This is a genomic window from Wolbachia endosymbiont of Frankliniella intonsa (assembly GCF_029856955.1).
Taxonomy (GTDB): Bacteria; Pseudomonadota; Alphaproteobacteria; order Rickettsiales; family Anaplasmataceae; genus Wolbachia.
The window spans coordinates 259,522-286,237 of the sequence record NZ_CP097148.1 but is presented as its reverse complement, the minus strand read 5'-3'; the positions used below and the strand labels follow the sequence as shown (position 1 = coordinate 286,237).

The following is a 26,716-nucleotide window of genomic DNA, read 5'->3' as shown; positions in this document are numbered from 1 at the left end:
ATAAGAGTTTATAGTAGTGAAGGTAAGTATGCCAGCAGCATATAGTTATGATTTAAGAAAAAAAGCAATGGAGGTACTAGACGAAGGGGAAAGCAGAGAAACGGTAGCAGCAAGATTTAAAATTGGAAGAACTACATTATGGGAGTGGCAGCAAAGAAAAAAAAGAAACAGGAGATTTTCAGTCGAAAAAACTTGGAAATGGAGGTTATAATCATAAAATTACCGACTGGAATAAATTTACTGAATTTGCCAAAAAAACATGGTGGAAAAACTCTATCGGAAATGGCTAAGCTTTGGAGTAATGTTAGTATCCCAACGATTCATCTAGCTCTTAAAAAAATTGGACTCACACGCAAAAAAAGACATATGGATACAAAGAAAGGAATGAAGAAAAACGTGCTGAATTTTTGAAAATTATAGCAACGAAAGAACCTCAAAACTTAGTATATATAGATGAATCTGGTATTGATAATACCGAAGACTATCCCTATGGATATTCTCAGAAAGGACAGCGATTTTATGCCCTAAAATCTGGAAAGAAAACTCAACGAATTAGCATGATTGCAGCTCTAAATAGTAGAAAAATAGTTGTTCCGTTAACATTTGAGGGCCATTGTAATATGGATATCTTTAATAAATGGTTTGAGCAGTTTTTGACACCGATTTTGGAACCTGGACAAACTGTTATCCTTGATAATGCTACTTTTCATAAGTCTAATAAGATTACTGAACTTGCTAAAGAAGTTGGTGCTGAAATTTTGTATCTTCCTACGTATTCCCAGATTTCAATAAAATTGAGCATCATTGGTTTGCTATAAAAAATAGAGCTAGGAAAAACATCCCTCTATTCACATCTTTTCGTCATGCTGTTGATTCTGCTTTTCTATGAACTTTCCGGACTATTATGAAAAGAGCTATACTATAGTATTTTCTAAAATGAATGGATAAATTTCCATTATGGTATTACCAACCAAAAGTTGTAAGTCTGTACATTTATACATTAGAGGTCTGAGGCGGCTTTTGATGGTATGCCAACAGTGTTCTATGGGATTCAAATCTGGTGAATATGTTGGAAGATACAGCACATGAAAGCCAAAAGACTCTATTAATGATTTTGTTTTAGTGGTCTTATGAAATGTAGCATTATCCATAACTATGGTTGTGCCAAGTGGCAATTTAGGTAATAACATCTTCTCCAACAATATATTGAATACCTCTTTTTCACACCCACCTTTGAAAGTCATTGGTGCAATAAATCTCATTCCAATCCACCCGGCTACTATACTGATTCTCTCTCGAGTTCTCCTGGAACATCTGCATAAATTTTCTTTCCTCTTGGAGCACGTCCATATTCTCGGTATAACTTATTATCAACTCCTGCTTCATCTATATATAAGATGCTGGAATGTTCTATTTTTGAGATTTTATCAATAAATTGCTGCCTATCTTCTTGATTGCGCTCTTGATATAGTGTGACTTTTTTAAAGTAATTTTTAGCTGTTTTAGTCTATACCAAATTGAATTTATTCCAAATCCAAGATTTTGTTTCATCTCTGCCAGAGTATGATCTGGATTCTTTGTAACATATTCTTCGAGTATTTTTGGGTCTATTTTTCGAATAAAGCTACCGTTTTTAGATGGCTTTAAGCTTTCACCAGCAGCTTTCTTTTTTAACCAGCGGTACAGAGTTGCTATTCCTATCTCCATGAGCTCTGCTATCTCAACCTTTGTCTTCCCTTTTTCTATCATCAATACTGCCTTTTCCCTTAAATCCACACTATATGCCATTATAACTCAAATACTTTGTTATACCTTTATCATTTGCTTTGGGAAATACTATAGCTGTCACCTCTACTTAGCACAGATTTTATTGCAATATTATTTAGCACACCGTAGCAAACTTCAAAGGTTGCACTTGTATAGTCTTCAAATCTCTGGATTCGATTTCATACTGCTCTTGAGCCAAACTCGCCTATTATTTTGTCGCTCTTTGGCAGAATCAGTATTGAAGCATCAAATGCAAGTACTCTGAAGCCATGGTGGGTTTTAAATTCCTGATCTTGTTAGTATAGGGAAACTATATCATCATTTAACTCTGAAAACGCAGTATGCTTTAGCTTCTTTCTTGCTTGAGTAAATGCACTTGCCGTAATTGTGTAATCTTTTCTTGTATGCAGAACAAACTCATTAAGCATTACTTGTAATGACTTTACACTCTTTCTAAAAATCAGGAGAAATACACTAATGAAGGGCAGATTTCTTTTTCGTGAGAAGTCTTTTGAGGATGCTCTGTGTGCGTTTATAAAGTTTAAACTCATCAATTTATTTTTTATAAACATGATTATTCTTTTTTTTACTCATGTCATTACTTCTTTTAATTTGTGGATCTTACCTGATTTTACAATACAGTCCATCACTTTCCCTTAACTTAATGGCAGTGGGGCAGTTAATCTCCCCTGCGAAGTCTTCTTTCTACTCCCTGAGCAGAAAGTGCTTCAGAAAAATATCCAACCTGCCACCTATCCACTCTGAGAAGTCATTATCTTCTCTTGCTTCCAACCAAGCAATACTTATTCATACCATCTCTCCTATTTTAGTAGTAAAAAATATTTCAATACCACCTTTTAAGATATCTGTGTAATTTCTTTTTCCATCTTCTGTAATTTCAACTTTTACTATACTTTCCTCAATCTGAAATATGCCAACTTCTAAATCCTTAGCTTTTTCATTATTTAAAGTTCTCGCAGTTTCAACAATACTACCTTGTGGATACTTAATATAAAAATATTTATTATCTACTTCTACTTCAAGATCATATTTATCAATTTGCTTGTTATTTTCTTTCACAATACCTTCATATGCTAGACCCTCTAGCATTTTTTTCTTACTCTTACATTGTTCGTTAAGATCATTTAAATAATTAGAGCCGTAATATCCGCCTTCAATATCGCTATAAAAAGATAATCCTTTTTCTACCCCACCTTTTAACACTAAATTACGAGTGATCTTTTGTATGATATTTTTTGTAGTTGAATTGTGTGGATTTGCATGAAAGCGATTAATTAATTCTTCCATTTTTTCAAATATAAAATTTGTTACAGTCTTATTATCCTTACCGTAATATGAGTTTAATCTTATTCCTTGATTTAAATAACCCTCTATTATGCGTTCCATGTACTTTAAAACGCTTTCTTGCTCATCGTGTTCTGTTATACCTTTTATCATCTCATCACAAAATTTTTTAACTAGAATTTGTTCATCTGTAGTCAATGGTATTTGCAATTTCGTAGAAGATGAGTCTCGCTCAAAAAGATAAATTATTGACAATTCTTCTGCTCTTTTAATAAAGTCATAACTTCTTAGATGTTCTGCAACATCTTTGTTTTTTGCGTACCTTTTCTTGATTAAATCCATATGCCTATCTTTACGACTTATAGTCGGTAATTTTGGATTTGATGAACTACTCTGTTGACTATTGAAGAAGCTGTTAGAGAACTGTTCAGGCTCTAAAATAAGATTACTTTCACCTTGTTTACCTGCTTGCTTAGACATATTATATACCATAACCACTAAAACTTTTTAGTGATTACTTCAATACATAGATAAGTCAATAAAAATATCTTTTTCTCTTCAGTGCTAAAAAATTGTCAAAAATCTCAAAATTGGTTAATTGCATATAACCTACTTTCTGGTATACATCAAAACTACCGTAGAAAACTTCAACTTTGAAAGGGATTAACAAATAAAATTCTTGTACTTTGCCTCTACTAAAGTACAATCAGGCTTTATTTAATATTTTTCATGCTTGATGAAGTACATGAGGAGTGCGGGGTATTTGGCATAAGTTACAACCAAAGTGCTGCTTTTAACTCTATACTTGCTCTCCACGCTTTGCAGCATAGAGGTCAAGAGTCTTTTGGCGTAGTAACCAGTAACAACGATAAGCTGCACTCTTATCACTTTCAGGGTCAAGTGAGCAGTGTATTTGATGATATAGATGAAATAAAGAAATCCTTACCTGGAGATTGTGCAATAGGTCATGTTCGATACTCAACAAGTGGTAGTAAATTTGGAGTGCAGCCCATGTTTGGCAAAAGTGGCAAATTTGGGGATTTTGCCATAGCACATAATGGTAATTTAATTAATATTTCTCCGATACGCGAACAATTAATTAAACAAGAGTGCGTTTTTCAGTCAGATATTGATACAGAAGTAGTAGTGCATCTGACAGCAAGCGGTGAAAAAGATAGCTTTTTAGAGAGTTTTATATATGCATTAAAGCAAATACAAGGTGCTTATTCTTTTGTGGCAATCAATCAAGAAGTAGTTATTGGAGTACGTGATCCATCTGGAATCAGGCCTCTTGTTTTAGGAAAGTTAAACGGTTCTTACGTTCTTGCATCTGAAACTTGTGCTCTTGATATAATAAATGCAGAGTTTATTAGAGAAATAGAACCAGGAGAATTAGTTACCATCAGTTCGGATAGTAAGCTAGCCTCAATGTTTCCTTTCCCACAGCAAAAATCAAGTTTTTGTATTTTTGAATACGTTTACTTCTCGAGACCAGACAGCATAATGGAGAAGAGGTCCATATATGATATAAGAAAAGAAATAGGAAGAATACTTGCAGAAGAGAGCCCACCAAAAAACAATGTAGATATGGTTGTACCAATACCTGATTCTGGAATACCTGCAGCTATTGGATATGCAAAGCATTCAGGATTACCTATGGAACTGGGGATAATTCGTAATCATTACATAGGAAGAACTTTTATACAACCCACCGCTGAAGTACGTAAAGTTAGAATAAAATTAAAATTCAATGCTAATAAGCACACTTTGAAAGGCAAAAACATAATTTTAATAGATGATAGTATAGTGCGTGGTAGTACGCTCAGAAATATAATAGTTATGCTAAAGGATGCAGAAGTAAAAGAGATTCACCTCAAAATTTCAAGTCCACCAATTAAGCACTCTTGTTTTTATGGAATAGATACACCAGATTGCAAAGATTTAATTGCTGCGACTCAATCTATAGAAGAGATAAAGGAAAGTATAGGAGTAGATAGCTTAGCCTTTTTGAGTATTGATGGGCTATACAGAGCTGTTAAAGAAGAAAAACGTAACAATGCTGCACCGCAATATTGTGATGCTTGTTTCACTGGTGATTATCCGATTGGTAAGTAATCTATTATTAATGAAGGTGAGGTTTTTTCTATGTTATATTAACAGTTTTAAAAATAGATTTTTTGCATAACCATGTATTTTTTGCCTGGGCGTCATTTGAGTGAAAACTACTTTACAAATTTCGTCATTCCCTTTACTATGATACTAAGAGTATTTATCCTTATTTTTGACCTACAGGCTCAATCACAAAATCAGTAAAAAACTCAAATATTTATTGGCAAATTACACAAAAATTATAGCGGCTTTTTTTATTTTTTCTACATTCAGCCAAAACGCGCTTGTTAGCACATTATTATAGCGCCAATTTACATTATAAAACTCGTCACACGGGGATTCTTCTGCCTTTTTTCTTCGTTTGGTAAATTTCTTAATATTTATAGCTAAAGCGCCAGGCTAGCACTTGATGCTGGGATCCAGCTTTCATTAGAAACGTTGGTTACTTTTATGCTAATAATTTTACTACTCTGCCGAACGGATACAATTGAATATAGTATAGTCTTCTGTTCTGACGAGAATAGTTTTATTCCATCCATCAAAAAATGCTAAATTGAGGTATGTATCACCCTTATAGGGCTTGTGAATTTCAGTTATAATAAATTCTGAGATTAGGTTATGCTCTAAAAAAAGGTGTGCTATTTGTGCCCCACCAATCACAAAGACTTGAGAACTACTTTGAATTGACAGAAATTCTTGCATGGAAGAGACAACAGTACATTTTGGACCTCTATTAAAACACTTGTTACGGGAGAAAACAATAGGTGTACGATTCTTTAGTATGCTCTGAGGCAAGGTTTCAAATGTCTTTCTTCCCATCACAATAACTTGCTTGTCGGTTACTTGACAAAAATGTTTGAATTCACTTGGATAACGCCAGGGCAAATCATTATTTATTCCAATTACCCCATTAGGGTCAACAGCCATAATTCCAATAATCTTCATCCCTCTAAGACAGCTTGGGCTACAAAAAATCGCATATGATCACGCACATTATGCACTCTAAGGAAATCAACCTTATTTTGCAGTATAGCAGATGTAGCAATTGTTTCTAAATCTCTATTAGAGGGAGATTCTATGGAAAAAGAAGAAATAAATGATTTTCTGGAATGGCCAACTAAAACCTTGCAGCCAAAATTTTGTAAAGTTTCTATACTGCGTAAAATCTGAATATTCTGATACATAGATTTGCCAAAACCAATACCAGGGTCAATAATTATTGAATTTTCATCAAAACCCAGGCCTAGTAGTTTGTTAATGCTCTTCTCTGCCCAATTATTTATGATATCAATTGGGTCAGTGTCATGTGGAATAATATTGTCCTTATGTGGTGGTATCGAAAGTGAATGCATAATAACGACACTACACCCACTGCTAGCAACTTCTTTTAAGGTATTACTACTCAGATCTCCCTTCTGATCATTTACCCAGGCAATATTGTAGTGCTTCAAAACGTTTAAAATAACGTCTGGCCAAAAACTATCAATGCTGACTTCAATATCACCATTTTTCATATAGTCGCTAAGATTATCAAGTACTGGTTTTAGACGTTCATACTCTTCCTCTGGCGTCTTTATTGAAGCTCCAGGACTTGTTGATTGAGCTCCAAGATCAACTATGCTTGCACCATCTGATACCAACTGCAATGCCTGCTTGGTTGCTCGATTCGCATCATAATAAAGACCACCATCTGAAAATGAATCAGGGGTAATATTGACGATACCCATAAGCTTTGGTGAAAGCGTAAAACTCTTTGAAAAACAGTCTTGAACATTGAAAGCAAAGGTTTTGTTAACCATTGCCATCAAGTGGAGCAAAAATGGTCTATTTACTAATTCTGGGTGAGGAATTTTAAGGTCAGGTATATCAAGCGTTAGATCATCCCATAACAAAATATCTAAATCAATAACACGAGGTGCCCATTTTTCGTAGACTTGTGGACGACCAATATCACATTCGATTTGTTTTAAGCCTTTTAGTAGCTCCTCAGGAGAAGAAGAACAACTTCCATAGACAATCATGTTGAGAAATGGCTTGTTCCAATCAGGTGGAGCACCATTTGGTAAAATAGCCTTAGTTTCTAGAATGATCGAAGACTTTAAGTCTTTTAAATAGCGCTTCTTTAGTAACTCAGTAGCTCCTTGTAAATGGGAAAGGCGATTCCCTATATTTGATCCAATAGAAATATAGATCATTCTTGCAATTCATTACAGTAAGTAAAAAAAACGCCCCCATGCACACCAGGAACTGGTGGTGCGATTTTGTGAGTAGTCACCCTGACAGAAGAAATAATATGCTTCTTTCGTAGCAAAAGGTTATTAATGGCTCTGTATATCTCATGAGTTAAATGCTCGATTAAATTAAATTGCTTGCCCTGAACAAGAGATTGAATATTTTGCACTACTTCCAAATAGCAGATAGTATCTTTAAGTTGATCAGTTGTAAGACCTGAAGGAGGAGATTTAAAAGTGAAATCAACGTCAATACTCACCAATTGGGGAGAAAACTTCTCTTCTGCACTACATCCCAAATGAACCCAAAGCCGTAAATCAGATATAAGAAGATTACATGCTACCACTGAATTTAGTATCTACTTATAATTAATGACAAACATCAACATTCATCATGCCATCAAGAAAACCCCATAAGAGTTTTGCTCCTTTTTCAGCGCCTTGCATAACTTTCTCTTGTTCTTCTTCGTTTAAATCTGCAATAAGGTTTGCACATTCTTCAGAATGCCACTCATCAGCCTCCATATGAACGGTAAAAAATTTGAGAGAACGCTCATCATTTATTGAATAGTGTTTTTTCAGACCTTCAATTTTAGACTTAGAAACCTCTGGAGTTTGACGTTCATAAGCGTACAGAGCTCCAAGACCTGCTGCAAAATCTGATTTTACAATGTCAAAATAACCATCAACTAATTCTCGTGTCTCCTTAATTTGTGCATTTTCACAAAGTTCTGAACGTGCTACTCCCAGTCCTTCAGCAAAACGCTGCCATAATTCTGGGTGATTCTCGTCGCCTTGTTCTTCCTCTATTAAATTACCAAGTAAAACTTGCCGCATTTTCAAATTCGGACACAAGGAATGTATACCGCTGATATAACGAGGAAAAGCAGCAACATGGTGATAATATTCCTTAGCGTAGGTTTGCAGAGCCTGCAGGCTTAAGCTACCTTCATTCCATGACTCGTAAAACGGGTGTTTTAATAAGTGTAAACTATCTAATTGATTATTAAGTGATTGAACAAATGTCATAAATAAACAGTAAATTGTTTTAGGCTACGTTTAGGTTTATCAAATGTCAAGAGGCATTTCTCACTACTACTTTAATTCCGATAAATATAAAGATAGATACGCTATAAGTTAATTTTTTAGTAAAATTGATTTTTTCTAAAATTTCATGTATTATTAAATCAATATAGTGAAAAACGCAAAATGAAAGTAACAGAAGAAAATACAATAAAAATTAGGGAAGAGTTCGTAGAAGTTCAAAATGGAATGCGAATTCAAAAGATAGTGATGTCAAACTCGAAGAGCAGTGCAGATAGCAGAAAGAAAAAGCATATAGTTTACTTTCCAGGGCTTACATATACTTTTGAAAAAGAGCCAAATGAAGACAAAAGTGAATGGAATTGGGCAGCTAAAGCAGGTGTGGATGTTCACCTTATTAATTTTCCTGGTTCTGGAAAAAGCAAAGGCCATTCTTTAAACGGTCGAAATCGAGTAAATGCAGGAATTGGAGTCATTTCAGATCTTCTAAAGCAAGGCATTCACCCAGACAATATAGTATAGCTCTTTTCATAATGGTCCAAACGGTTTAAAATAAGAGTTTATAGTAGTGAAGGTAAGTATGCCAGCAGCATATAGTTATGATTTAAGAAAAAAAGCAATGGAGGTACTAGACGAAGGGGAAAGCAGAGAAACGGTAGCAGCAAGATTTAAAATTGGAAGAACTACATTATGGGAGTGGCAGCAAAGAAAAAAAAGAAACAGGAGATTTTCAGTCGAAAAAACTTGGAAATGGAGGTTATAATCATAAAATTACCGACTGGAATAAATTTACTGAATTTGCCAAAAAAACATGGTGGAAAAACTCTATCGGAAATGGCTAAGCTTTGGAGTAATGTTAGTATCCCAACGATTCATCTAGCTCTTAAAAAAATTGGACTCACACGCAAAAAAAGACATATGGATACAAAGAAAGGAATGAAGAAAAACGTGCTGAATTTTTGAAAATTATAGCAACGAAAGAACCTCAAAACTTAGTATATATAGATGAATCTGGTATTGATAATACCGAAGACTATCCCTATCGATATTCTCAGAAAGGACAGCGATTTTATGCCCTAAAATCTGGAAAGAAAACTCAACGAATTAGCATGATTGCAGCTCTAAATAGTAGAAAAATAGTTGTTCCGTTAACATTTGAGGGCCATTGTAATATGGATATCTTTAATAAATGGTTTGAGCAGTTTTTGACACCGATTTTGGAACCTGGACAAACTGTTATCCTTGATAATGCTACTTTTCATAAGTCTAATAAGATTACTGAACTTGCTAAAGAAGTTGGTGCTGAAATTTTGTATCTTCCTACGTATTCCCCAGATTTCAATAAAATTGAGCATCATTGGTTTGCTATAAAAAATAGAGCTAGGAAAAACATCCCTCTATTCACATCTTTTCGTCATGCTGTTGATTCTGCTTTTCTATGAACTTTCCGGACTATTATGAAAAGAGCTATAATGTATGGAAGCTGTGCTGGAGGACCAATAGATGCGGAGGTTTATAAAAAGTTTAAAGAAGATGATAATGTTCACTTAAGATGCATTATCAATAAATCCTTTAGCTCATTCAAAAAACTTGTAGTGAAATTACTACACATATCAAAACCTAAATGGCTATTTCCTCCTATAATAAAATTCATACTCAAATGCTTTGGTTGGCACTTTAAGCCACATACAATAGTAAACGATATTACTCCATACAAAATTTGTTTTAATCTAGAGAACGATGGCTTTATTAGTAAGCAGGCAAACATAGGTACTAATACCAAAATCCATTACTGACGGAACAAATAAGAAACATTACAAACTCGTTTAATAGTAGTACTGGAAATATTGACAATAAAATTACACAAAACATCTTCAAGTAAACCTATGGTATCGTAGATACTATTGCGTAAAGTATTGTATTTGATATATTGCCACAACCTTTCAACAGGATTCAGTTCCGGTGAATAAGGAGGCAAGTATATGATGGTAATGTTTTCCTGAATTTTCAAACTTTTTGATCTATGCCAACTTGCACAATCCATTACAAGAAAGGCTTCTTTCGTGCCTAAATCTTTCGACATCTGCTCCAGAAATATATTCATACAATCAGTGTTTACATATGGAGCAAGTAGGCTAATTTTCTTACCACTTCTTGGATTTACCGCACTTTAGATATAGAAATTTTGTCTACCAATTTTCATTTTAACCTGCGTTCTGACCCCTTTTAAACCATCCGTGTCCGATTTTTGAATGAGTCCCAAATCGTGATTCATCAAAAAAACACCTCCCTTTTAGGGTGGAAATTGACTATTTTATTGAAGTATCTTTTAAACTCTTCTTGCTTGTTTTTATCTTGTTTATGGTGCATTGGCCTCGGTGTTATGTAAGAAAATTTCATCCTTTGTATCTCACGGTGCACTGTTGATTTGCTGATGTTTAGGCAAATTCCTCTGAGATTTTTATTTGTACTTCCTTAATAGTAATATTTGGATTTCTTTCTACCCATATTTCAATTTGCTCACGTTGATTTTTGTTTAATTTGCTTTTTCTTCTCCGCTGAAACGGGGCAAATAATTTTTCTACTCTACCAAATTTTAGATGCTTTATCCATTCAGTCAAAGCAGTCCTTGAAATTTTACATATTCTTGCCACAGCGCTTATACTACTTTCTTTTCCTGCTATCACCGCTTGTAACTTTTTTGAAACATATGCGTTATTTCTTACCTTTTTTAACATTTCTTTCGCTAAATTTACAACTCTTTCGTCTAATAGTTTTGACCTTAATGCCATTTATACCTCGCTATTTCACTTACTCTAGTATGACTTTTTCCCCATTATTCTCTATCTGTTCTTTCTATAGCGGGAATTGGTATCATTTTCTTTATTATACTTAGCAACGTGCATTATTTCCCTCTAACATATATTACACCTAGTAAAAGAATATTCTTTTTTGAGAATTGGATCAAACTTTTTTAAAATGCTAGATAACTTGTATTAACAACGAAAATGATAAGCATGTACACTAACAGACTTGAGGAATACAAGATAGCAGCATTAATAGTTGCAGCAGGAGTAGGCAGTAGATGCAATGCCAAAATCCCTAAACAGTATATAAAACTGGCAGGTAAGTCTGTTTTATTTCACACAATTAGAAAATTCTTAGCTAATCAGTACATAAGTTACATAAGAGTGGTAGTCAATGAAAGTCAAAAAGATTTCTATAAAGAAGTTACGTCATCAACTATAGATACTAAATTGCTGAGTCCAGTATGTGGAGAAAAAAGCAGGCAGAGTTCAGTTAAACTTGGACTGGAGAGTTTGCAAAAGATCAATCCAGATTTTGTTATCATACATGATGCTTGTAGGCCTTTTGTATCAAATATTCTAATAAATAACTTGATTGAATCTATGATTAATGGTCAATATACAGGAGTAGTTCCAGCAATAGAAGTCGAGGATACTATATCGTTGGTGAGTAATAATTTCGTTGAATCTACGATTTCAAGAGAAAAACTTAGAGCCATACAAACCCCTCAAATTTTTAATTTCAGAGAATTATTATCGTGCCATCAGTCAGTCAAAGAATTTACTGATGATTCATCACTAATCGTGGAGCATAAAAAACATGTTGCGATTATTGAAGGTGAGAAAAAGAATTTTAAGTTAACTACAAAAGAGGATATCAATATGGCAAAACTTCTCTTTGGAGAGCCAAAATTCCGTGTCGGAACCGGTTATGATATACATAAATTTGTTAAAATTCAAAATGATGCTAAGAGCTTTATAAAAATTTGTGGTGTGGAAATTGAGCATAATATGCCAATAGAGGCACATTCCGATGGTGATGTTGCAATACATGCAATCGTTGATGCAATACTCGGAGCACTAGGATGTGGCGATATAGGAGAACATTTTCCTCCTAATTCCTCTAAATGGAAGGATTGCAATTCATCTCATTTTCTTGACTTTGCTGCTAAAAAAGCACAGGAAAAAGGATATAGCGTGTCTAATTTAGATATTACTATAGTTTGTGAAGAGCCTAAAATATCGCCTTACAAAGCAGGAATGAAGGAATTCATATCAAAAATATTAGAAATTAATGGTGAATTCGTAAATATCAAAGCAACCACAGCGGAAAAATTAGGTTCTATTGGAAGAAATGAGGGAATAGCAACGTATGCTTCTGTGCTATTGCGTGCAAATTTTTATTGAAGGTAGAAACGAAATAACTTACTTGACAAACTCCACCATTTCACTTCCATTTCAAGGAAAGTGGGAAGGTTTGTCAAGAAATTTCTATGAGCTACTTTCGACATTAATAGCTGATTCAAGTCTTCTATTCAAAATTTTCAATATAAAATCCAATTCATTTGAGTTGTTATAACGTATCATGACTTTACCCTTAGAATTACTGTCATTAATTTTGATCTTTAAACCAAGCTGAGAAGATATAGCTCCTTCTAATGCTGCCATATCTTGATTTTTAGTACAATTATGCTCTTTTCGGTCGTTATTTTGTTGTAAGTCTTTTATCAATTTTTCAGTTTGTCTAACGCTCAGGCCCTGAGAAACTATTCTTTCTGCAAGACTTTCCGCATTTTCAACATTAATCAATGCCCTTGCATGGCCCATAGACAATTTTTTCTCGTTGATCATTGTTATCACTCCATCAGGGAGTGATAACATTCGAGTCATATTGGTTATGTGACTGCGGCTTTTGCCTAAAGTTGAAGCTAGTTCTTCGTGTGTATAGGAGAATTCATCTATTAGTTTCCTATACGCTTCACCTTCTTCTATTGGATTAATGTCTTGCCTCTGTATGTTCTCAATTATCGATACTTCTAAGCATTCCTTGTCATTTAAATCTTTTATGATGACTGGCACACTATCAAGATTTGCAATTTTACTTGCCCGCCAACGACGTTCCCCTGCTACTATTTCATAATCGTCATCATTTGGATCTTTGCGCACCACAATAGGCTGTATAATGCCATTTTTCTCTATCGAACTTGCAAGTCCTTTCAATGACTCCTCATCAAAATATTTTCTCGGCTGAAATTTGCTCGGGTGTAGTAATGAAATAGGTAACCGATCTTCTTTATTATCATAATTATCGCCTATGAGGCCAGCAAGACCTCTACCTAAGCGCCTATTGTCCTTCACGCTGCACCCTCACTTATCAGCTTCTTCTCTTTACAGATGCTCATGTGTTTCTTTAAAATTTCTTTTGCCAAACTTATATATGCTTGTGCACCAGGACACTTAAGATCATATACAATAGCAGGTTTTCCATGAGAAGGCGCTTCTGATAACCGTACATTACGTGGAATAATGGTCTCATACAAGGGGATAATAGTTTTATATACTTTATCATTTAAATATTGGCAAATATCATTTTTAATCTGCTCACTAAGTTTGTTGCGTCTGTCATACATTGTGAGCAATATTCCTTCTATTGCCAGGAAAGGGTTTAGGTTATTTCTTTTTATCAGCTCTACAGTCTTAACTAAATGGCTCAATCCTTCCAGAGCGAAAAATTCACACTGAAGAGGAACAATAATCGAGTCAGCAGCGGTCAGAGCATTGATAGTAAGCAGACCAAGTGATGGAGGGCAGTCGATGATTATGTACTCATAATTATCACGCACTTTCTCTAGAGTGTCTTTTAGTACAAATTTTCCCTGCTCAAGTTGTGATAGCTCAATTTCTGCAGCTGATAAGTCAACCACTGATGAAATTAACGATAAATTTGGAATTTCCTTTATATGAAAAATTGCCGACTCTACCAATTCACTTTCGTTGCTCAGCAGTATTTTATATATATTTTTTTCTTCTCTACTACGATAAGAAACCCCGAGCCCTGTACTAGCATTCCCTTGGGGATCAAGATCTACCAATAAAGTACTTTTTCCCACAGCAGCAAAGGCTGTCGATAAATTTATACTAGTTGTGGTTTTACCAACTCCACCCTTTTGATTTACTATTGCAATGATCTTGCTCACGCCTTTCATCTTATGTATAAAATAACTCTATTGTATATATGCAAGAAATTTTTGCATTAGAAAAATTTTTTTGTTGCCAATCATGCTCAAAGTAAACTGCCTTTTTTTGTCTTGTGTAACACACTTTGAACCTTATTTCCTAACTCATTCAGAGTAAATGGTTTGGGTAAAAAATGGAAGTCTTCTATATTGATTTCATCGCTCTTTAAAAAAGCATCCTCTGCATACCCAGAAATAAAAATAACTTTGATGTTTGGCCTATGTATCAATGTTTCTTTAACTATTTCTGGACCACTCACCTCTGGCATGATTACATCAGTGATTATTAGATCTATGTGTTGATTTTTTTTTCTAATGATCTCTAGTGCCTCGCTGCCTATACTCGCTTCTATTACATTAAATCCTTTTCTTGTAAGAGCCTTAGCAGTAAATTCCCTTACTGAATCTTCATCTTCAATTAATAAAATTATACCATTACCTTTCATCTCTACCGGTTTCTCTATTTCTTTACTATCTTCCTCTTCATCATTTTCATCTGATATGTAAACTATGGGCAAAAATATGCTAAATTTAGTTCCATGATTCACTTTGCTAGCAACATAGATGTATCCTTCGGTTTGTTTAATAATGCCATATACAGTAGAGAGGCCAAGACCTGTACCAGAAGTAATATCTTTGGTAGAAAAAAATGGATCAAATGCCTTTTCAATTATATCACTCGTCATTCCACATCCAGTATCAATCACTTCAATCACAACATAATTCCCATGTTCAATCGTTTCCTTATCTGGAGAAAACATATCCTGAGGTGTAGAATTTAATGAATCAACCTTTTGATTAAAGGTTCGTATAGTTAACTCTCCCCCCTTTTCCATAGCAGCACCAGCATTAACTGCTAAGTTAAGCATAACTTGCTCTAATTGTCCTTGGTCAGCCCTAACAGCACCCAAATCGCTACCATAATAAATATTAAATTTTATATTTTCACCTATTAATCTTTTGATCATTTCATAAAGATTAGCTATCGTACCATTTACATTAATAATCTTTGGCTGCAAAGTCTGTCTTCTTGAAAAAGCAAGCAGTTGTCTTACTAAATTTGACCCACGTTTTGCATTTTGCTGTATCTGTATTATATCTCCAAAAGATGGATCGCTAGCTGAGTGCTGGAGTAAAAGCAAATCACAAAATCCTATTATTCCGGTTAATATATTATTGAAATCATGTGCAATACCACCTGCTAACTGCCCTATAGCTTGCACCTTTTGATAATGCTCAAGTTTTATCTCTAGTTTTTTACGTTCAGTATTATCAATAAAATAACAAAGTATGAACATCACTTTATTATGAAGAAACTTATTAAAATATATTTTCATGTTATTACCGCCATTGAGCTGCACATCAAAGGACGCATTATTTATCCTATTACTTGAAAAATATTCACGCACTTTCATATGATAACCATCTGATATCAATGCAAAGATAGAACCATTATTTGAACCCGCAAGTTTTACTAATGCTATATTTTTCTTTATAAAATTGCCATTTATGTCGCATTGTGCAATAGCAATTGACGAATTTGTAAAACAAGGGTGTAGTTGATAATCAACAATATTTGATTCAGTTGGTGTTATAAAGCCGTGTATATAGCTATGATTGTATTTATCACAAAATATAGCAGTACTCATATAAGCCTTAAATGGAGCACCGCTTATAGTAAAAAACATAATTTCATTTTTGGTTATTGTATCGTCATACTTAGATTGAGATATAAAATCATTGATTGAGCTACCTTTTTCCAATTTTTTTAGTTCAAACATGTCTAAAAATCTTTTATTTACAGATAAGATACCTCCTTTTGTATTTGCAACGTAAGTTGCTATATTGTGTTTCTCTATCAACTCTTCATATACCTGCTCTTTGTTTACCTGTGTTGCCTTCAGTACAAAATACCCACTCGGTCTTGCTATTGGGGATAATGATAAATTTAAAATCTTATTACTATTTATAGAAATTTGTGGATTATCCGGTATTGGTTCAGAGAGCAAAAGAAAGTTAGATATTCTACTCTTCTTGCTTAAGGAAATGCATACTTTTACAGAAGTGTTATTTCTTAACGCATGATAGAGTGATTTTCTGTCTTTTTCTGAAACATCTCCTGCTTCAAGAATTTTATCTAGCGTAACATCATCGTTTATGTGATCTTTAAACCTTTCGTAGAACCTCGCATCAGCATAAATAACACCCTCATCTTTATGTAAAATGAGACAAAACTCTGTATTATGATTCAGCGCATTTGCAAATATTGCATTTTGAAACTCTATGATATTAAGTAGATACTTGTAACGTTTTATATTATATACCACAAAGAGAGTCATTAGAGTACTAATTAATAAATTAATCTCTATATTAATATGCTGACTATATACATTAGAAAAATAGAGTACTGATATTGCTATTGGAGGTAAGAACATAATGACTGCCATCACAATAATTGACATCCCATAATTTCTTAGTATGAAGTCAACTCTGTTCTCTTTTTTGTTATCTATGTATCTTTTACTCATTATTATTGCTTGGCATCCTTGCACATATAAAAATATTCTACTATATTGATTTAATTATTATAGATTTATTAACATCCTTGATGGGTAGTTACTGTCCCAATCTAATTAAGTCCTGTAAATATAGAGTACAATAATATTAATAAGCCAACAGAAGGCATTATGGAAAAAAAAAAGACACAAGCATTTGAATGGTTCTGCGCACTGAGAAACAAGATCACCGAATCTTTCTTATCAATTGAGGTACAGTCATTCACAGAACCAAAAATCGAAAAAAGAAAGTGGAACAGACCAGGTGGAGGAAGTGGTGAATCTACAATTATCTTTGGTAATATTTTTGAAAAAGTTGGAGTAAACGTTTCAAGAGTATACGGAAAGCTCGCAGACTCAGCCATTAATGAAATTCCTGGTGCAAGTGAAAGCAATGGAGAGTTTTGGGCAAGCGGTATATCTTTAGTGTCTCACATGCAATCTCCCCTTATCCCTGCAGCACATATGAACACAAGGCTGATATATACCTCAAAACAATGGTTTGGTGGAGGAATGGACTTTACTCCAATTTATAAAGATGAGGGAGATTGCAAGTATATTCACGAATCAATTAAAGCAACTTGCGATGAGTTCAACATCGAATATTATCCGAAATTTAAAAAGCAATGTGATGATTACTTTTTTTTACAACATAGAAAAGAGCCACGTGGTATTGGTGGAATTTTTTATGACAATCTAACTTCTGGCAACTGGAAAAATGATTTTGAGTTCACAAAAGCAGTAGGTGAAGCCTTTTTAGAAATTTACTTACACATCATACACAAACATATGCAAAAATCTTGGACAAAAGAACAACGAGAAGAACAATTGATAAAACGTGGCAGATATGTGGAGTTCAATCTTCTTTATGATCGTGGTACAAGGTTTGGTTTAATGACTAACGGTAAGGCCGATGCAATTATGATGTCGATGCCGCCTCTTGTCAAGTGGGTGTGAAAAGCGGTTATTAATATAAAATAAATCGTTATAGTTTAAAATTGTAACACAATGGTGAGCTTTTGTATAGAGTGGTACAATCATCACTGCCATTAAGTTAAGGGAAAGAGAAGTTAAGATTGGACAAAAAATTTGAAGTGATTGATAATTATGGTAAATACTAGGGTGAATTTTTAAGAAAAGGGAGTCTGAAAAGTGCAAGTTATTTAAAAAAGTAATAATTGCAGGTTATTTTGCAAAGAATGTACTAATACAATGATACTGAAAAGATATCTTGAATTTAAAACACATGTTTTCTAGCTCTTTTCTGGTAGTTGAGTGAACGAATATCAGATATCTTATGACGATCAACTCTTCTCCCTTTTCTCACCACTAAAGTGTTCATCAAAAATAACTGTGATAGTCGATACATAATGCAGTCTATGTCTGACTCTGTAGAAAAATATCAAAGGATAAGTTTTTAATCGCATTAAATGAGACAGATTTATTGATGCTTTTTTTTTAGTTTACTATTCTGTGAGCTCAATGTCTCTTCATCATCTTCTATCATGATACTTTCTAGATTACTGATGAAGATAGTTGACCAAAAATCCTGCTTGATAGTTTCAATACTTTTTCCTGTGAAATTCTCTAAATTTAATCTTCCCTTCAGCCTAGAAAAATGTTTCTACTCCCCAGCGCAAGTAATATAATCTCTCAAACTCTTCAACTGTAAAACGTTTCTCATCTAACAGAGATGTTACTAATACTTCAACTTCTCCAGAAGAAAGTATTATTTTGACTAACCTGAATTTCATCTCATCAGGTAATCCTAGCTTTTATAGTGCACCCATTTGTCTAGACCATTTTTTAAAGTGATCCGATTTTTAAAATGAATATGTTGATAAATACGTCGACACACATTTAAAGTATTTATCAATATATTCATTTACTGTTTATGATAATAAAGATCAGCAGGAACTTTATAATTTAGAGTCTGATGTAGCCTTCTATAGTTATACCAACCAACAAAGTCATTTATTATAAGATTCAAATCTCTGATACTATTTGGTCTATAATAATATATAGCTTCTTGCTTTAAAGTTCTCCATAAGCGCTCAACAAATATATTGTCGAAGCAACGTCCTTTATGGTCCATACTGATTTTAATATTAGCATGCTCTAATTCCGTAATAAAGTTGTAGCAAGTAAACTGTACCCCTTGATCACTATTAAAAATCTCATGTTTACCTTGTTTTAGAGCTTCTTTGAGAGTATAAAGGCAAAATCCAGCATCGAGATATGGTGATAATGAATGAGCAATAATATAGCGACTATACAAGTCCATTATTGCCACAAAATAGACAAACTTACCTTCTACCATAATATATGTTATATCAGTAGCCCATACCTGATTAACTCTACAAATAATCAAATCTTTGAGTAGATAAGGATATATTTTATGCTTTTTTTCTTTAATACTTGTATTACATCTTTTTCTACAATACAGCCCACTAATCTTCATTTTTCATAATTCTTAAGATTTTTGCGATTGACTACTACCCCACTCGCTATGATTTCAGCAGTAATTTTACGATATCCATAACGGCAATCAGAAGCCAAATATACTTCTTGAATCAAATTTGCTACTTCACTTTCGTTATTAATTATAGGCCTATAATATAGGCTAGATCTGCAAATCCCCAATAAATCAGCATGTTTCCTAATTGACAGATCAGAATCTTTTTCTATAAACCTTACTCTATCTTTTTTGCTTATTTCAGTAATTTTTTTTTCAAATAGCTATTTTCCACTGTCAATTCTCCTATTATAGCTCTTTTCATAATGGTCCAAACGGTTTAAAATAAGAGTTTATAGTAGTGAAGGTAAGTATGCCAGCAGCATATAGTTATGATTTAAGAAAAAAAGCAATGGAGGTACTAGACGAAGGGGAAAGCAGAGAAACGGTAGCAGAAAGATTTAAAATTGGAAGAACTACATTATGGGAGTGGCAGCAAAGAAAAAAAAGAAACAGGAGATTTTCAGTCGAAAAAACTTGGAAATGGAGGTTATAATCATAAAATTACCGACTGGAATAAATTTACTGAATTTGCCAAAAAACATGGTGGAAAAACTCTATCGGAAATGGCTAAGCTTTGGAGTAATGTTAGTATCCCAACGATTCATCTAGCTCTTAAAAATTGGACTCACACGCAAAAAAGACATATGGATACAAAGAAAGGAATGAAGAAAAACGTGCTGAATTTTTGAAAATTATAGCAACGAAAGAACCTCAAAACTTAGTATATATAGATGAATCTGGTATTGATAATACCGAAGACTATCCCTATGGATATTCTCAGAAAGGACAGCGATTTTATGCCCTAAAATCTGGAAAGAAAACTCAACGAATTAGCATGATTGCAGCTCTAAATAGTAGAAAAATAGTTGTTCCGTTAACATTTGAGGGCCATTGTAATATGGATATCTTTAATAAATGGTTTGAGCAGTTTTTGACACCTATTTTGGAACCTGGACAAACTGTTATCCTTGATAATGCTACTTTTCATAAGTCTAATAAGATTACTGAACTTGCTAAAGAAGTTGGTGCTGAAATTTTGTATCTTCCTACGTATTCCCCAGATTTCAATAAAATTGAGCATCATTGGTTTGCTATAAAAAATAGAGCTAGGAAAAACATCCCTCTATTCACATCTTTTCGTCATGCTGTTGATTCTGCTTTTCTATGAACTTTCCGGACTATTATGAAAAGAGCTATACTTTATGTAAACTTTCTATTTCTTGCGCTAAGATTCTTTGTTTTCTCGCACTTTCACTTTCTTCAACAAATAGGTCTTTTAACCTTGCCAATACTCTATCACGCCAATCATATAGATTTGTTGATGGTATTTTATATTCACTATAGTATTTCCCAAAGCAAATGATAAAGGTATAACAAAGTATTTGAGTTATAATGGCATATAGTGTGGATTTAAGGGAAAAGGCAGTATTGATGATAGAAAAAGGGAAGACAAAGGTTGAGATAGCAGAGCTCATGGAGATAGGAATAGCAACTCTGTACCGCTGGTTAAAAAAGAAAGCTGCTGGTGAAAGCTTAAAGCCATCTAAAAACGGTAGCTTTATTCGAAAAATAGACCCAAAAATACTCGAAGAATATGTTACAAAGAATCCAGATCATACTCTGGCAGAGATGAAACAAAATCTTGGATTTGGAATAAATTCAATTTGGTATAGACTAAAACAGCTAAAAATTACTTTAAAAAAGTCACACTATATCAAGAGCGCAATCAAGAAGATAGGCAGCAATTTATTGATAAAATCTCAAAAATAGAACATTCCAGCATCTTATATATAGATGAAGCAGGAGTTGATAATAAGTTATACCGAGAATATGGACGTGCTCCAAGAGGAAAGAAAATTTATGCAGATATTCCAGGGAGAACTCGAGAGAGAATCAGTATAGTAGCCGGGTGGATTGGAATGAGATTTATTGCACCAATGACTTTCAAAGGTGGGTGTGAAAAAGAGGTATTCAATATATTGTTGGAGAAGATGTTATTACCTAAATTGCCACTTGGCACAACCATAGTTATGGATAATGCTACATTTCATAAGACCACTAAAACAAAATCATTAATAGAGTCTTTTGGCTTTCATGTGCTGTATCTTCCAACATATTCACCAGATTTGAATCCCATAGAACACTGTTGGCATACCATCAAAAGCCGCCTCAGACCTCTAATGTATAAATGTACAGACTTACAACTTTTGGTTGGTAATACCATAATGGAAATTTATCCATTCATTTTAGAAAATACTATATCTCAAATTTAGCCATACCAATATCAGTGAATTTATTAAGCAAATAGCATTTAGTTCTTTTTCTCGATTTATCTCAGATTTATTCCTAAACAAATACTTGCTTCAACCTTGAGAAAAATCCTTCTATGTAAGATCTTTTTCCATAAATTGCTTCCTTTTTCCACTCTTTTACACCATCTTGTCCATATAATTTTATTAACCTAATAGCAGCATTTCTGTCAGACATATAATCTATTTTTGAATGTTCTGCTGCATCCTTTTTTGGTAGAACTTTTGTCTTTATATCGTATTTCTTACACAATTTATAAAGTTTTTGCCTATCGTATGCCCTATCTGCATATAATGCTTTTATGGCATGCTGAAAATTAACTTCTTCAAGCAAATCGCAAGTGGTCAGAGTAGACGCCATTACTGTATCTTGCAGCTATGGCTTTTTTACTATTCACACTTAACATAACATGTAACTTTCTTACTTGCTCGTAGCTTCGGTACTTTCTATCTTCACTGTTTTCCTTACTTTGGCCAGGAGTGTTACTGTAAATTTGTGCTATCTATGATAATTTCAATATTTTCCATGTTGCTTTGATCAATCCTGCAATCATTTATCTTAATATTAAGTTTTTTTTTGATGCTTGTGAATAGCTGCAAATTTTTTCCTATTTGTTGCAGATATCCTTTTATAAACCCGACTGTTTGTCTTAAACCAATTCTAAAGAAACTGACGATTATATGAACTAAAATCACAACTTTATCACTATAAATATAGTTGCCGCCCTGCATTTTTGGACTATTTTCATACCAATTTTCTATGGCGTCATTGATATAACAAAAAATGCTTCCTCTTTCTTGGAGAAATTTGTTATATTCATGGCAGTTACTGACTCTCATTTTTTGTGGCATATTTTTTCTTCAACAGTTAAATGGCTATTTATAATGAATTTTGTCAGTAACTGCCAGTTCTTTTCACTTGAGCGATGCAACAAAGCCCACTGGGATCCAACTAAGTTGGTAAACACTTTACAACGTTTTTTGCACAAAAGGACTGGATTCTAGAGTCACGCGCTAGAATGACATCAACTTTTGAATTCCAGTTATGCAAGAAATCTATTCATTTGAAACTTGTTTGAGAAACGTAGCTATAAAAACCGCAGGTACCAGTTGGTTTTTATCAGCTAAAGTAAAGGTAAAATATCTGGAATTCTGGACATAAAATCCCCCTGTAAAAAAGATTAGAAAAAAATGCAGCGCACATATGACAGAAATTAAGTATACACTGAAGAGGATACGCTACATTTTTTATGAGTTTAATAAAAAAGGTCTGCAGACGGAAATAGATTTTTGAGCTCAATAAATATCTCTAATTGTAATTATAATTGGATTCAAAATACGCGGAAGTAATTTTTTGTGTCCGCTTAGCAGGGTGGCAAAATAAGATAGACAGATATATTAAAAGGCTCCCCAAATGCATCAATTATATTTTGCAATGTTGTTTCCATCAACTTGTTCAGAATTTGACTCCTTCACTTTAGAACTTGGCTTCATTGCTGCAACTTTCTCATTAACCTTTTTTTCCAACTCCTCTATTTTATCATTACCGAATTTCATAATTGCAGGTTGAAATTTATCTATAAGATCATCAAATGGTTTTTGATCATCTAGATGAGTACTGAGGCCCTTTTGTAGAAGTCTTTCCATATCCTTTTTTGAAAATTCTTTAATGTCTCCATCCTTTACTAACTCTTGTATAGCAGATTTCTGCTCTTGATTTCGAAGCATTTCTATTATTTTTACTTTATTATCAAGAATTGTTCTTTCTTCTCCATTAGCTCTAAGACCCTTTTCTGTCAAATTGCTTATTAACTTTCTAAAATTATTCTCTCTTGCTTGAATCGTAGGTAATTTATCGATCACATCTTTCACAAAACTTTTCACTTCTTTTCCTGCTTTCATCGCTCCTTCTTTTATCTCACCTCTATGCTGATATATAGCATAACCAATAGCAGCTATAGCAACTAGTGCTACAAACCCTACTAATGCTGCTCCGCCAACAATTAATGCACCAGTCACTCCTCCTACTGTTAATAAAACTGCTAGTGCACCTGTTAGTGTTGTCACTGCTGCTCCACTTATTACCCCCTGAGCTAACAGTTGGTTACCTAAAGCTTCAAGCTCTTTCTCCATGCCTTCTGTTTTATCTGCTAGTTTTATAAATTTTTCTAATTCAACTTTGTTCTTCTCAAAATTCTCGAACATAAGACTCATTACACCCTCAATAAAAACTGGTTTGTTCATCAGAAATTTACTGATATCTGATTTGTCAGAAGTTTCACCTTTCTTTTCAAAGCCATCTAGTATTAGTAGACTATCCAATTTTTGTAACAAATCCTCTTTTCCAATAATATATTCCACTACACTTTCAATTAACTTCTCGGAAATAGCTGAGTTTGCTGCACCACCTTGTACCATATTCAATTCCCATCAATTATAAATATGCCTAATTATATATACTAATTATTAATTATATTATAATTGACATAAAATAATTACTCCTTTCCAAATATGGAATTTGTATTACAATACCTAGATTATATGAAATCAAGGTATTTTATGGGTGAGAAAAAATTAAGAGCCGCTGTGGTTTTATCAGGATGCGGCCACCTCGACGGCACAGAGGTGAGAGAAGCAGTCTTAACTCTGCTTGTATTTGATCAGCAGGAAGTTGAAGTCACGTGCTTTGCTCCTGATGTTGATATCACACAAGTTATGAATCACAAAACAAAAGAAGAAGTAAAAGAAAAAAGGAATGTACTTGTAGAATCAGCAAGAATTGCAAGAGGTGAGATAAATGATTTAAGAGAAGCTAAAGCTGAAAATTTTGACATGCTAGTCGTACCTGGTGGATATGGAGTTGCGAAAAATTTATCTGACTTAGCTGAAAATAAAACAGTAATGCCTGAGTTTGAAAGATTAGTCTCAGAGTTCTTTGTTGCAAAAAAGCCAATAGGAACTATATGTATATCTCCAGCCATTATTGTTTTAATTTTAAGTAGCAAGATAGGTAAAGAAGAAAGTAAGATTAAGGTAACTATAGGAAACGACAAAGACCAGTTGATAGAGAAGCTCGGCGGCGAACATATAACATGCGATACAAAGCTATCAATAGAAGACGAAAAGCATAATATATTTTCCTGCTCTGCTTATATGCGTAGTGATGAAAGTACACACTCTGTATATCAAGGAATAAAACACATGATTGACAGTATGGTGAAAAAAATTAATAAAAAAACTAAACAACCATTTCTCTAAAGTGTAGTTTCTTATACAATTAATTATGTTATACTTCCAGTTGCATTATTGCTGTAGCCAAAGTAATCTATAGTTGCTTATTAATGATGAATTGTATTTAGTATATAAATTTACTTCTTTTTTTTATAGATTTAAATATGTTAGATCTTTTTTATATTAAAAGTGAGTGTTGTATAGATGGTCAGTGTGATACTTATGCAGGAGAAGTGAGTATTAATGATGTCATGTTGGGCAAGTTTAGCCTAAATTCACAAAGTGGGAAAAAGGCTATGTTAAATCTAGACATCGTTACATTCGATATCCATATTGCTATGGATGGCCAAGATGGAAGGACAATAAAAAGAGACCTTAAGGGTCCTGAATTTGTAATTAAAGATGACGGTTCCTGGTATATTAACAAAAATCTTGGTAATGATAAATTTGAAATTATAGTAAAGCAGTCATGATATGAAACATAGTGAGCGGAGCTTACTTTTTAGCAATGTTTACATACTTACTTAAAAAATGGAGATTATCTTAGCTGAACCACGCGGTTTCTGTGCAGGGGTTAAAAGAGCTGTAGACATATTAGCAATCACTTTAGAGAAATACAAAAATGAACGCCAAGTTTATGTACTACACGAAATCGTTCATAATAAGTATATAGTAGAGGACTTCAAGAAACAAGGAGTGGTTTTTGTAAGCAGCATAGAAGACATTAAAGACAATAGAGGAATATTGATCTTTAGCGCACATGGAGTGTCTAAAAGTATAGAGGATGAGGCAAAAAGAAAGGGTGTTCAAGTGATTGATGCAACATGTCCATTAGTTAGCAAAGTACATAAAGAGGCAAAAAGGTATGAGGATAGTGGTAAAGAATTAATTCTAATTGGACATGAAAATCATCCAGAAGTTAAAGGAATTATAGGAAGAGTAAGTAATCCTATATCTCTAGTGCAAACTATGCAAGACGTATACAATTTACAAATCAAAGATCCAGATAATTTATCTTATGTAACACAAACCACGTTAAGTATTGACGATACCAAAGAAATTATTGCTACACTGAAGCTCAGATTTCCAAGCATTACAGGCCCCGACTTAAAAGATATATGCTATGCAACACAAAATAGGCAGAACGCTGTTAAAAAATTGGCTAAAATTACAGACGTAGTGTTAATTGTAGGAAGCAAAAACAGTTCAAATTCAAACCGTTTATTAGACCTGTGCATTTCCACAGGAAAAAGAGCCTATTTGATTGATAATTATAAATGTATGAACAAAAATTGGTTGCAGGGCGCAGAAAAAATAGGAATTACTGCAGGTGCTTCTGCTCCTGATATATTAGTTGACGAGCTAGTAAATTACTTAAAAATAAATATGAATACAAAAGTTTCAGTCATGCCAGATGGATTCACTGAAAATGTTCAGTTCAAGTATACTAAATGGTAATGTGCAACAACGTGCGTCAAATCAAGTCTTTAGCTCAATTCAATTTTCAGTCTGTTGGAGAATAAAATATCAAGCTGAGATATAATTAATCCTCGTTTGTCAGGTTAAGTTGTGTCTAGCACAAATATAAAAAACCTTCATCATAC

At 33.6% G+C, this 26,716-nt stretch carries 22 protein-coding genes and 9 pseudogenes; 13 read left to right on the top strand and 18 right to left on the bottom strand.

What is annotated here, in order from left to right; translation table 11 throughout:
• Window positions 1-28 precede the first annotated feature (28 nt).
• Window positions 29-889, top strand: a pseudogene (locus M3L71_RS01635) (IS630 family transposase).
• Window positions 890-914: 25 nt separating this feature from the next.
• Here M3L71_RS01635 and M3L71_RS01630 read toward each other — a convergent pair.
• The 5 genes and pseudogenes from M3L71_RS01630 to M3L71_RS01610 form a co-directional block, all read right to left on the bottom strand.
• The gene (locus M3L71_RS01630) at window positions 915-1,262 is read right to left on the bottom strand and encodes a transposase (RefSeq protein ID WP_280143644.1); all 348 of its coding nucleotides are present in this window, start codon (window positions 1,260-1,262) and stop codon (window positions 915-917) included.
• Window positions 1,222-1,386 (bottom strand): hypothetical protein, encoded by a 165-nt coding sequence (locus M3L71_RS08405; RefSeq protein ID WP_280143806.1) that lies wholly within the window; start codon window positions 1,384-1,386, stop codon window positions 1,222-1,224. Before M3L71_RS08405 ends, M3L71_RS01630 begins: the two co-directional genes overlap by 41 nt.
• A gap of 24 nt (window positions 1,387-1,410) precedes the next feature.
• A complete protein-coding gene (locus tag M3L71_RS01620; protein WP_280143348.1) occupies window positions 1,411-1,788 on the bottom strand; it encodes an IS630 transposase-related protein in 378 nt (125 codons plus the stop codon).
• A 44-nt stretch (window positions 1,789-1,832) separates the two neighbouring features.
• Window positions 1,833-2,339, bottom strand: a pseudogene (locus M3L71_RS01615) (transposase); the annotation flags it as partial.
• A gap of 235 nt (window positions 2,340-2,574) precedes the next feature.
• Window positions 2,575-3,552 carry a hypothetical protein gene (locus M3L71_RS01610; protein ID WP_280143805.1) on the bottom strand — a complete coding sequence of 326 codons (978 nt, stop codon included), beginning with the start codon at window positions 3,550-3,552 and terminating at the stop codon, window positions 2,575-2,577.
• A 249-nt stretch (window positions 3,553-3,801) separates the two neighbouring features.
• Between M3L71_RS01610 and purF the strand changes: the two genes are divergently transcribed.
• A complete protein-coding gene (gene purF / locus M3L71_RS01605; RefSeq protein WP_280143804.1) occupies window positions 3,802-5,187 on the top strand; it encodes an amidophosphoribosyltransferase in 1,386 nt (461 codons plus the stop codon).
• A 459-nt stretch (window positions 5,188-5,646) separates the two neighbouring features.
• On the opposite strand, the gene M3L71_RS01600 is transcribed toward purF, so the two are convergent.
• From M3L71_RS01600 to M3L71_RS01585, 4 genes are read right to left on the bottom strand one after another with little or no spacing between them, the layout of a single operon-like run.
• Window positions 5,647-6,126, bottom strand: a complete 480-nt coding sequence (locus M3L71_RS01600; RefSeq protein WP_280143803.1) for a dihydrofolate reductase — start codon at window positions 6,124-6,126, stop codon at window positions 5,647-5,649.
• The gene (gene folP / locus M3L71_RS01595; RefSeq protein WP_280143802.1) at window positions 6,123-7,376 is read right to left on the bottom strand and encodes a dihydropteroate synthase; all 1,254 of its coding nucleotides are present in this window, start codon (window positions 7,374-7,376) and stop codon (window positions 6,123-6,125) included. The genes M3L71_RS01600 and folP overlap by 4 nt, the downstream gene beginning before the upstream one ends.
• Window positions 7,373-7,759, bottom strand: a complete 387-nt coding sequence (locus M3L71_RS01590) for a dihydroneopterin aldolase (protein ID WP_143689820.1) — start codon at window positions 7,757-7,759, stop codon at window positions 7,373-7,375. Before M3L71_RS01590 ends, folP begins: the two co-directional genes overlap by 4 nt.
• A 22-nt stretch (window positions 7,760-7,781) precedes the next feature.
• Window positions 7,782-8,441 carry a CADD family putative folate metabolism protein gene (locus M3L71_RS01585; RefSeq protein WP_108784268.1) on the bottom strand — a complete coding sequence of 220 codons (660 nt, stop codon included), beginning with the start codon at window positions 8,439-8,441 and terminating at the stop codon, window positions 7,782-7,784.
• A 180-nt stretch (window positions 8,442-8,621) separates the two neighbouring features.
• Here M3L71_RS01585 and M3L71_RS01580 point away from each other — a divergent pair, with 180 nt between their 5' ends.
• The 3 genes and pseudogenes from M3L71_RS01580 to M3L71_RS01570 all read left to right on the top strand — a co-directional run bounded on the left by M3L71_RS01580 (window position 8,622) and on the right by M3L71_RS01570 (window position 10,252).
• Window positions 8,622-8,978 carry a type IV secretion protein Dot gene (locus M3L71_RS01580; protein WP_280143801.1) on the top strand — a complete coding sequence of 119 codons (357 nt, stop codon included), beginning with the start codon at window positions 8,622-8,624 and terminating at the stop codon, window positions 8,976-8,978.
• A gap of 58 nt (window positions 8,979-9,036) precedes the next feature.
• Window positions 9,037-9,898, top strand: a pseudogene (locus M3L71_RS01575) (IS630 family transposase).
• A gap of 15 nt (window positions 9,899-9,913) precedes the next feature.
• The gene (locus M3L71_RS01570; RefSeq protein WP_280143800.1) at window positions 9,914-10,252 is read left to right on the top strand and encodes a hypothetical protein; all 339 of its coding nucleotides are present in this window, start codon (window positions 9,914-9,916) and stop codon (window positions 10,250-10,252) included.
• Here the strand turns inward: M3L71_RS01570 and M3L71_RS01565 are convergent.
• Window positions 10,246-11,248: pseudogene (locus tag M3L71_RS01565) on the bottom strand (IS630 family transposase). The gene M3L71_RS01570 and the pseudogene M3L71_RS01565 overlap by 7 nt on opposite strands.
• A gap of 216 nt (window positions 11,249-11,464) precedes the next feature.
• Here M3L71_RS01565 and ispD point away from each other — a divergent pair.
• Window positions 11,465-12,670, top strand: a complete 1,206-nt coding sequence (gene ispD, locus M3L71_RS01560; RefSeq protein WP_280143799.1) for a 2-C-methyl-D-erythritol 4-phosphate cytidylyltransferase — start codon at window positions 11,465-11,467, stop codon at window positions 12,668-12,670.
• 84 nt (window positions 12,671-12,754) lie between these two features.
• Here ispD and M3L71_RS01555 read toward each other — a convergent pair whose 3' ends face one another.
• The 3 genes from M3L71_RS01555 to M3L71_RS01545 all read right to left on the bottom strand — a co-directional run bounded on the left by M3L71_RS01555 (window position 12,755) and on the right by M3L71_RS01545 (window position 17,027).
• Window positions 12,755-13,621, bottom strand: coding sequence for a ParB/RepB/Spo0J family partition protein (locus M3L71_RS01555; RefSeq protein WP_265024839.1), 867 nt, complete (start codon window positions 13,619-13,621; stop codon window positions 12,755-12,757).
• Complete coding sequence (locus tag M3L71_RS01550) at window positions 13,618-14,460, bottom strand: ParA family protein (protein ID WP_265031128.1); 843 nt, start codon at window positions 14,458-14,460, stop codon at window positions 13,618-13,620. Before M3L71_RS01550 ends, M3L71_RS01555 begins: the two co-directional genes overlap by 4 nt.
• 86 nt (window positions 14,461-14,546) lie before the next feature.
• The gene (locus M3L71_RS01545) at window positions 14,547-17,027 is read right to left on the bottom strand and encodes a response regulator (RefSeq protein ID WP_280143798.1); all 2,481 of its coding nucleotides are present in this window, start codon (window positions 17,025-17,027) and stop codon (window positions 14,547-14,549) included.
• A gap of 159 nt (window positions 17,028-17,186) precedes the next feature.
• Here M3L71_RS01545 and hemF point away from each other — a divergent pair, with 159 nt between their 5' ends.
• On the top strand, window positions 17,187-18,011 hold the full coding sequence (hemF, locus tag M3L71_RS01540) for an oxygen-dependent coproporphyrinogen oxidase (protein WP_280143797.1): 825 nt from the start codon (window positions 17,187-17,189) through the stop codon (window positions 18,009-18,011).
• 280 nt (window positions 18,012-18,291) lie between these two features.
• Here hemF and M3L71_RS01535 read toward each other — a convergent pair.
• Together M3L71_RS01535 and M3L71_RS01530 are read right to left on the bottom strand one after the other, a co-directional pair.
• Window positions 18,292-18,829: pseudogene (locus M3L71_RS01535) on the bottom strand (transposase); the annotation flags it as partial.
• 110 nt (window positions 18,830-18,939) lie between these two features.
• Window positions 18,940-19,822 (bottom strand): annotated as a pseudogene (locus M3L71_RS01530) (IS3 family transposase); the annotation flags it as partial.
• Window positions 19,823-19,882: 60 nt separating this feature from the next.
• Here M3L71_RS01530 and M3L71_RS01525 point away from each other — a divergent pair.
• Window positions 19,883-20,740: pseudogene (locus M3L71_RS01525) on the top strand (IS630 family transposase).
• A 28-nt stretch (window positions 20,741-20,768) separates the two neighbouring features.
• Here the strand turns inward: M3L71_RS01525 and M3L71_RS01520 are convergent.
• Window positions 20,769-20,912, bottom strand: a pseudogene (locus tag M3L71_RS01520) (IS3-like element ISWpi17 family transposase); the annotation flags it as partial.
• A 52-nt stretch (window positions 20,913-20,964) separates the two neighbouring features.
• Between M3L71_RS01520 and M3L71_RS01515 the strand changes: the two are divergent.
• Window positions 20,965-21,342 (top strand): IS630 transposase-related protein, encoded by a 378-nt coding sequence (locus M3L71_RS01515; RefSeq protein WP_280143348.1) that lies wholly within the window; start codon window positions 20,965-20,967, stop codon window positions 21,340-21,342.
• Window positions 21,321-21,845 carry an IS630 family transposase gene (locus tag M3L71_RS01510; protein ID WP_349292719.1) on the top strand — a complete coding sequence of 175 codons (525 nt, stop codon included), beginning with the start codon at window positions 21,321-21,323 and terminating at the stop codon, window positions 21,843-21,845. Before M3L71_RS01515 ends, M3L71_RS01510 begins: the two co-directional genes overlap by 22 nt.
• Here M3L71_RS01510 and M3L71_RS08535 read toward each other — a convergent pair.
• Both M3L71_RS08535 and M3L71_RS01495 read right to left on the bottom strand, forming a co-directional pair.
• A pseudogene (locus M3L71_RS08535) lies at window positions 21,829-22,733 on the bottom strand (transposase). The gene M3L71_RS01510 and the pseudogene M3L71_RS08535 overlap by 17 nt on opposite strands.
• Window positions 22,734-23,300: 567 nt before the next feature.
• The gene (locus M3L71_RS01495) at window positions 23,301-24,299 is read right to left on the bottom strand and encodes a glycine zipper family protein (protein WP_280143795.1); all 999 of its coding nucleotides are present in this window, start codon (window positions 24,297-24,299) and stop codon (window positions 23,301-23,303) included.
• A 141-nt stretch (window positions 24,300-24,440) separates the two neighbouring features.
• On the opposite strand from M3L71_RS01495, the gene elbB reads away from it, so the two are divergent.
• The 3 genes from elbB (at window position 24,441) to ispH (ending at window position 26,570) form a co-directional block, all read left to right on the top strand.
• Window positions 24,441-25,139, top strand: coding sequence for an isoprenoid biosynthesis glyoxalase ElbB (gene elbB / locus M3L71_RS01490; protein WP_280144087.1), 699 nt, complete (start codon window positions 24,441-24,443; stop codon window positions 25,137-25,139).
• Between the two features lie 137 nt (window positions 25,140-25,276).
• Window positions 25,277-25,585, top strand: a complete 309-nt coding sequence (locus tag M3L71_RS01485; RefSeq protein WP_280143794.1) for a hypothetical protein — start codon at window positions 25,277-25,279, stop codon at window positions 25,583-25,585.
• A gap of 58 nt (window positions 25,586-25,643) precedes the next feature.
• A complete protein-coding gene (gene ispH, locus M3L71_RS01480) occupies window positions 25,644-26,570 on the top strand; it encodes a 4-hydroxy-3-methylbut-2-enyl diphosphate reductase (RefSeq protein ID WP_139686676.1) in 927 nt (308 codons plus the stop codon).
• Window positions 26,571-26,716: the final 146 nt, after the last annotated feature.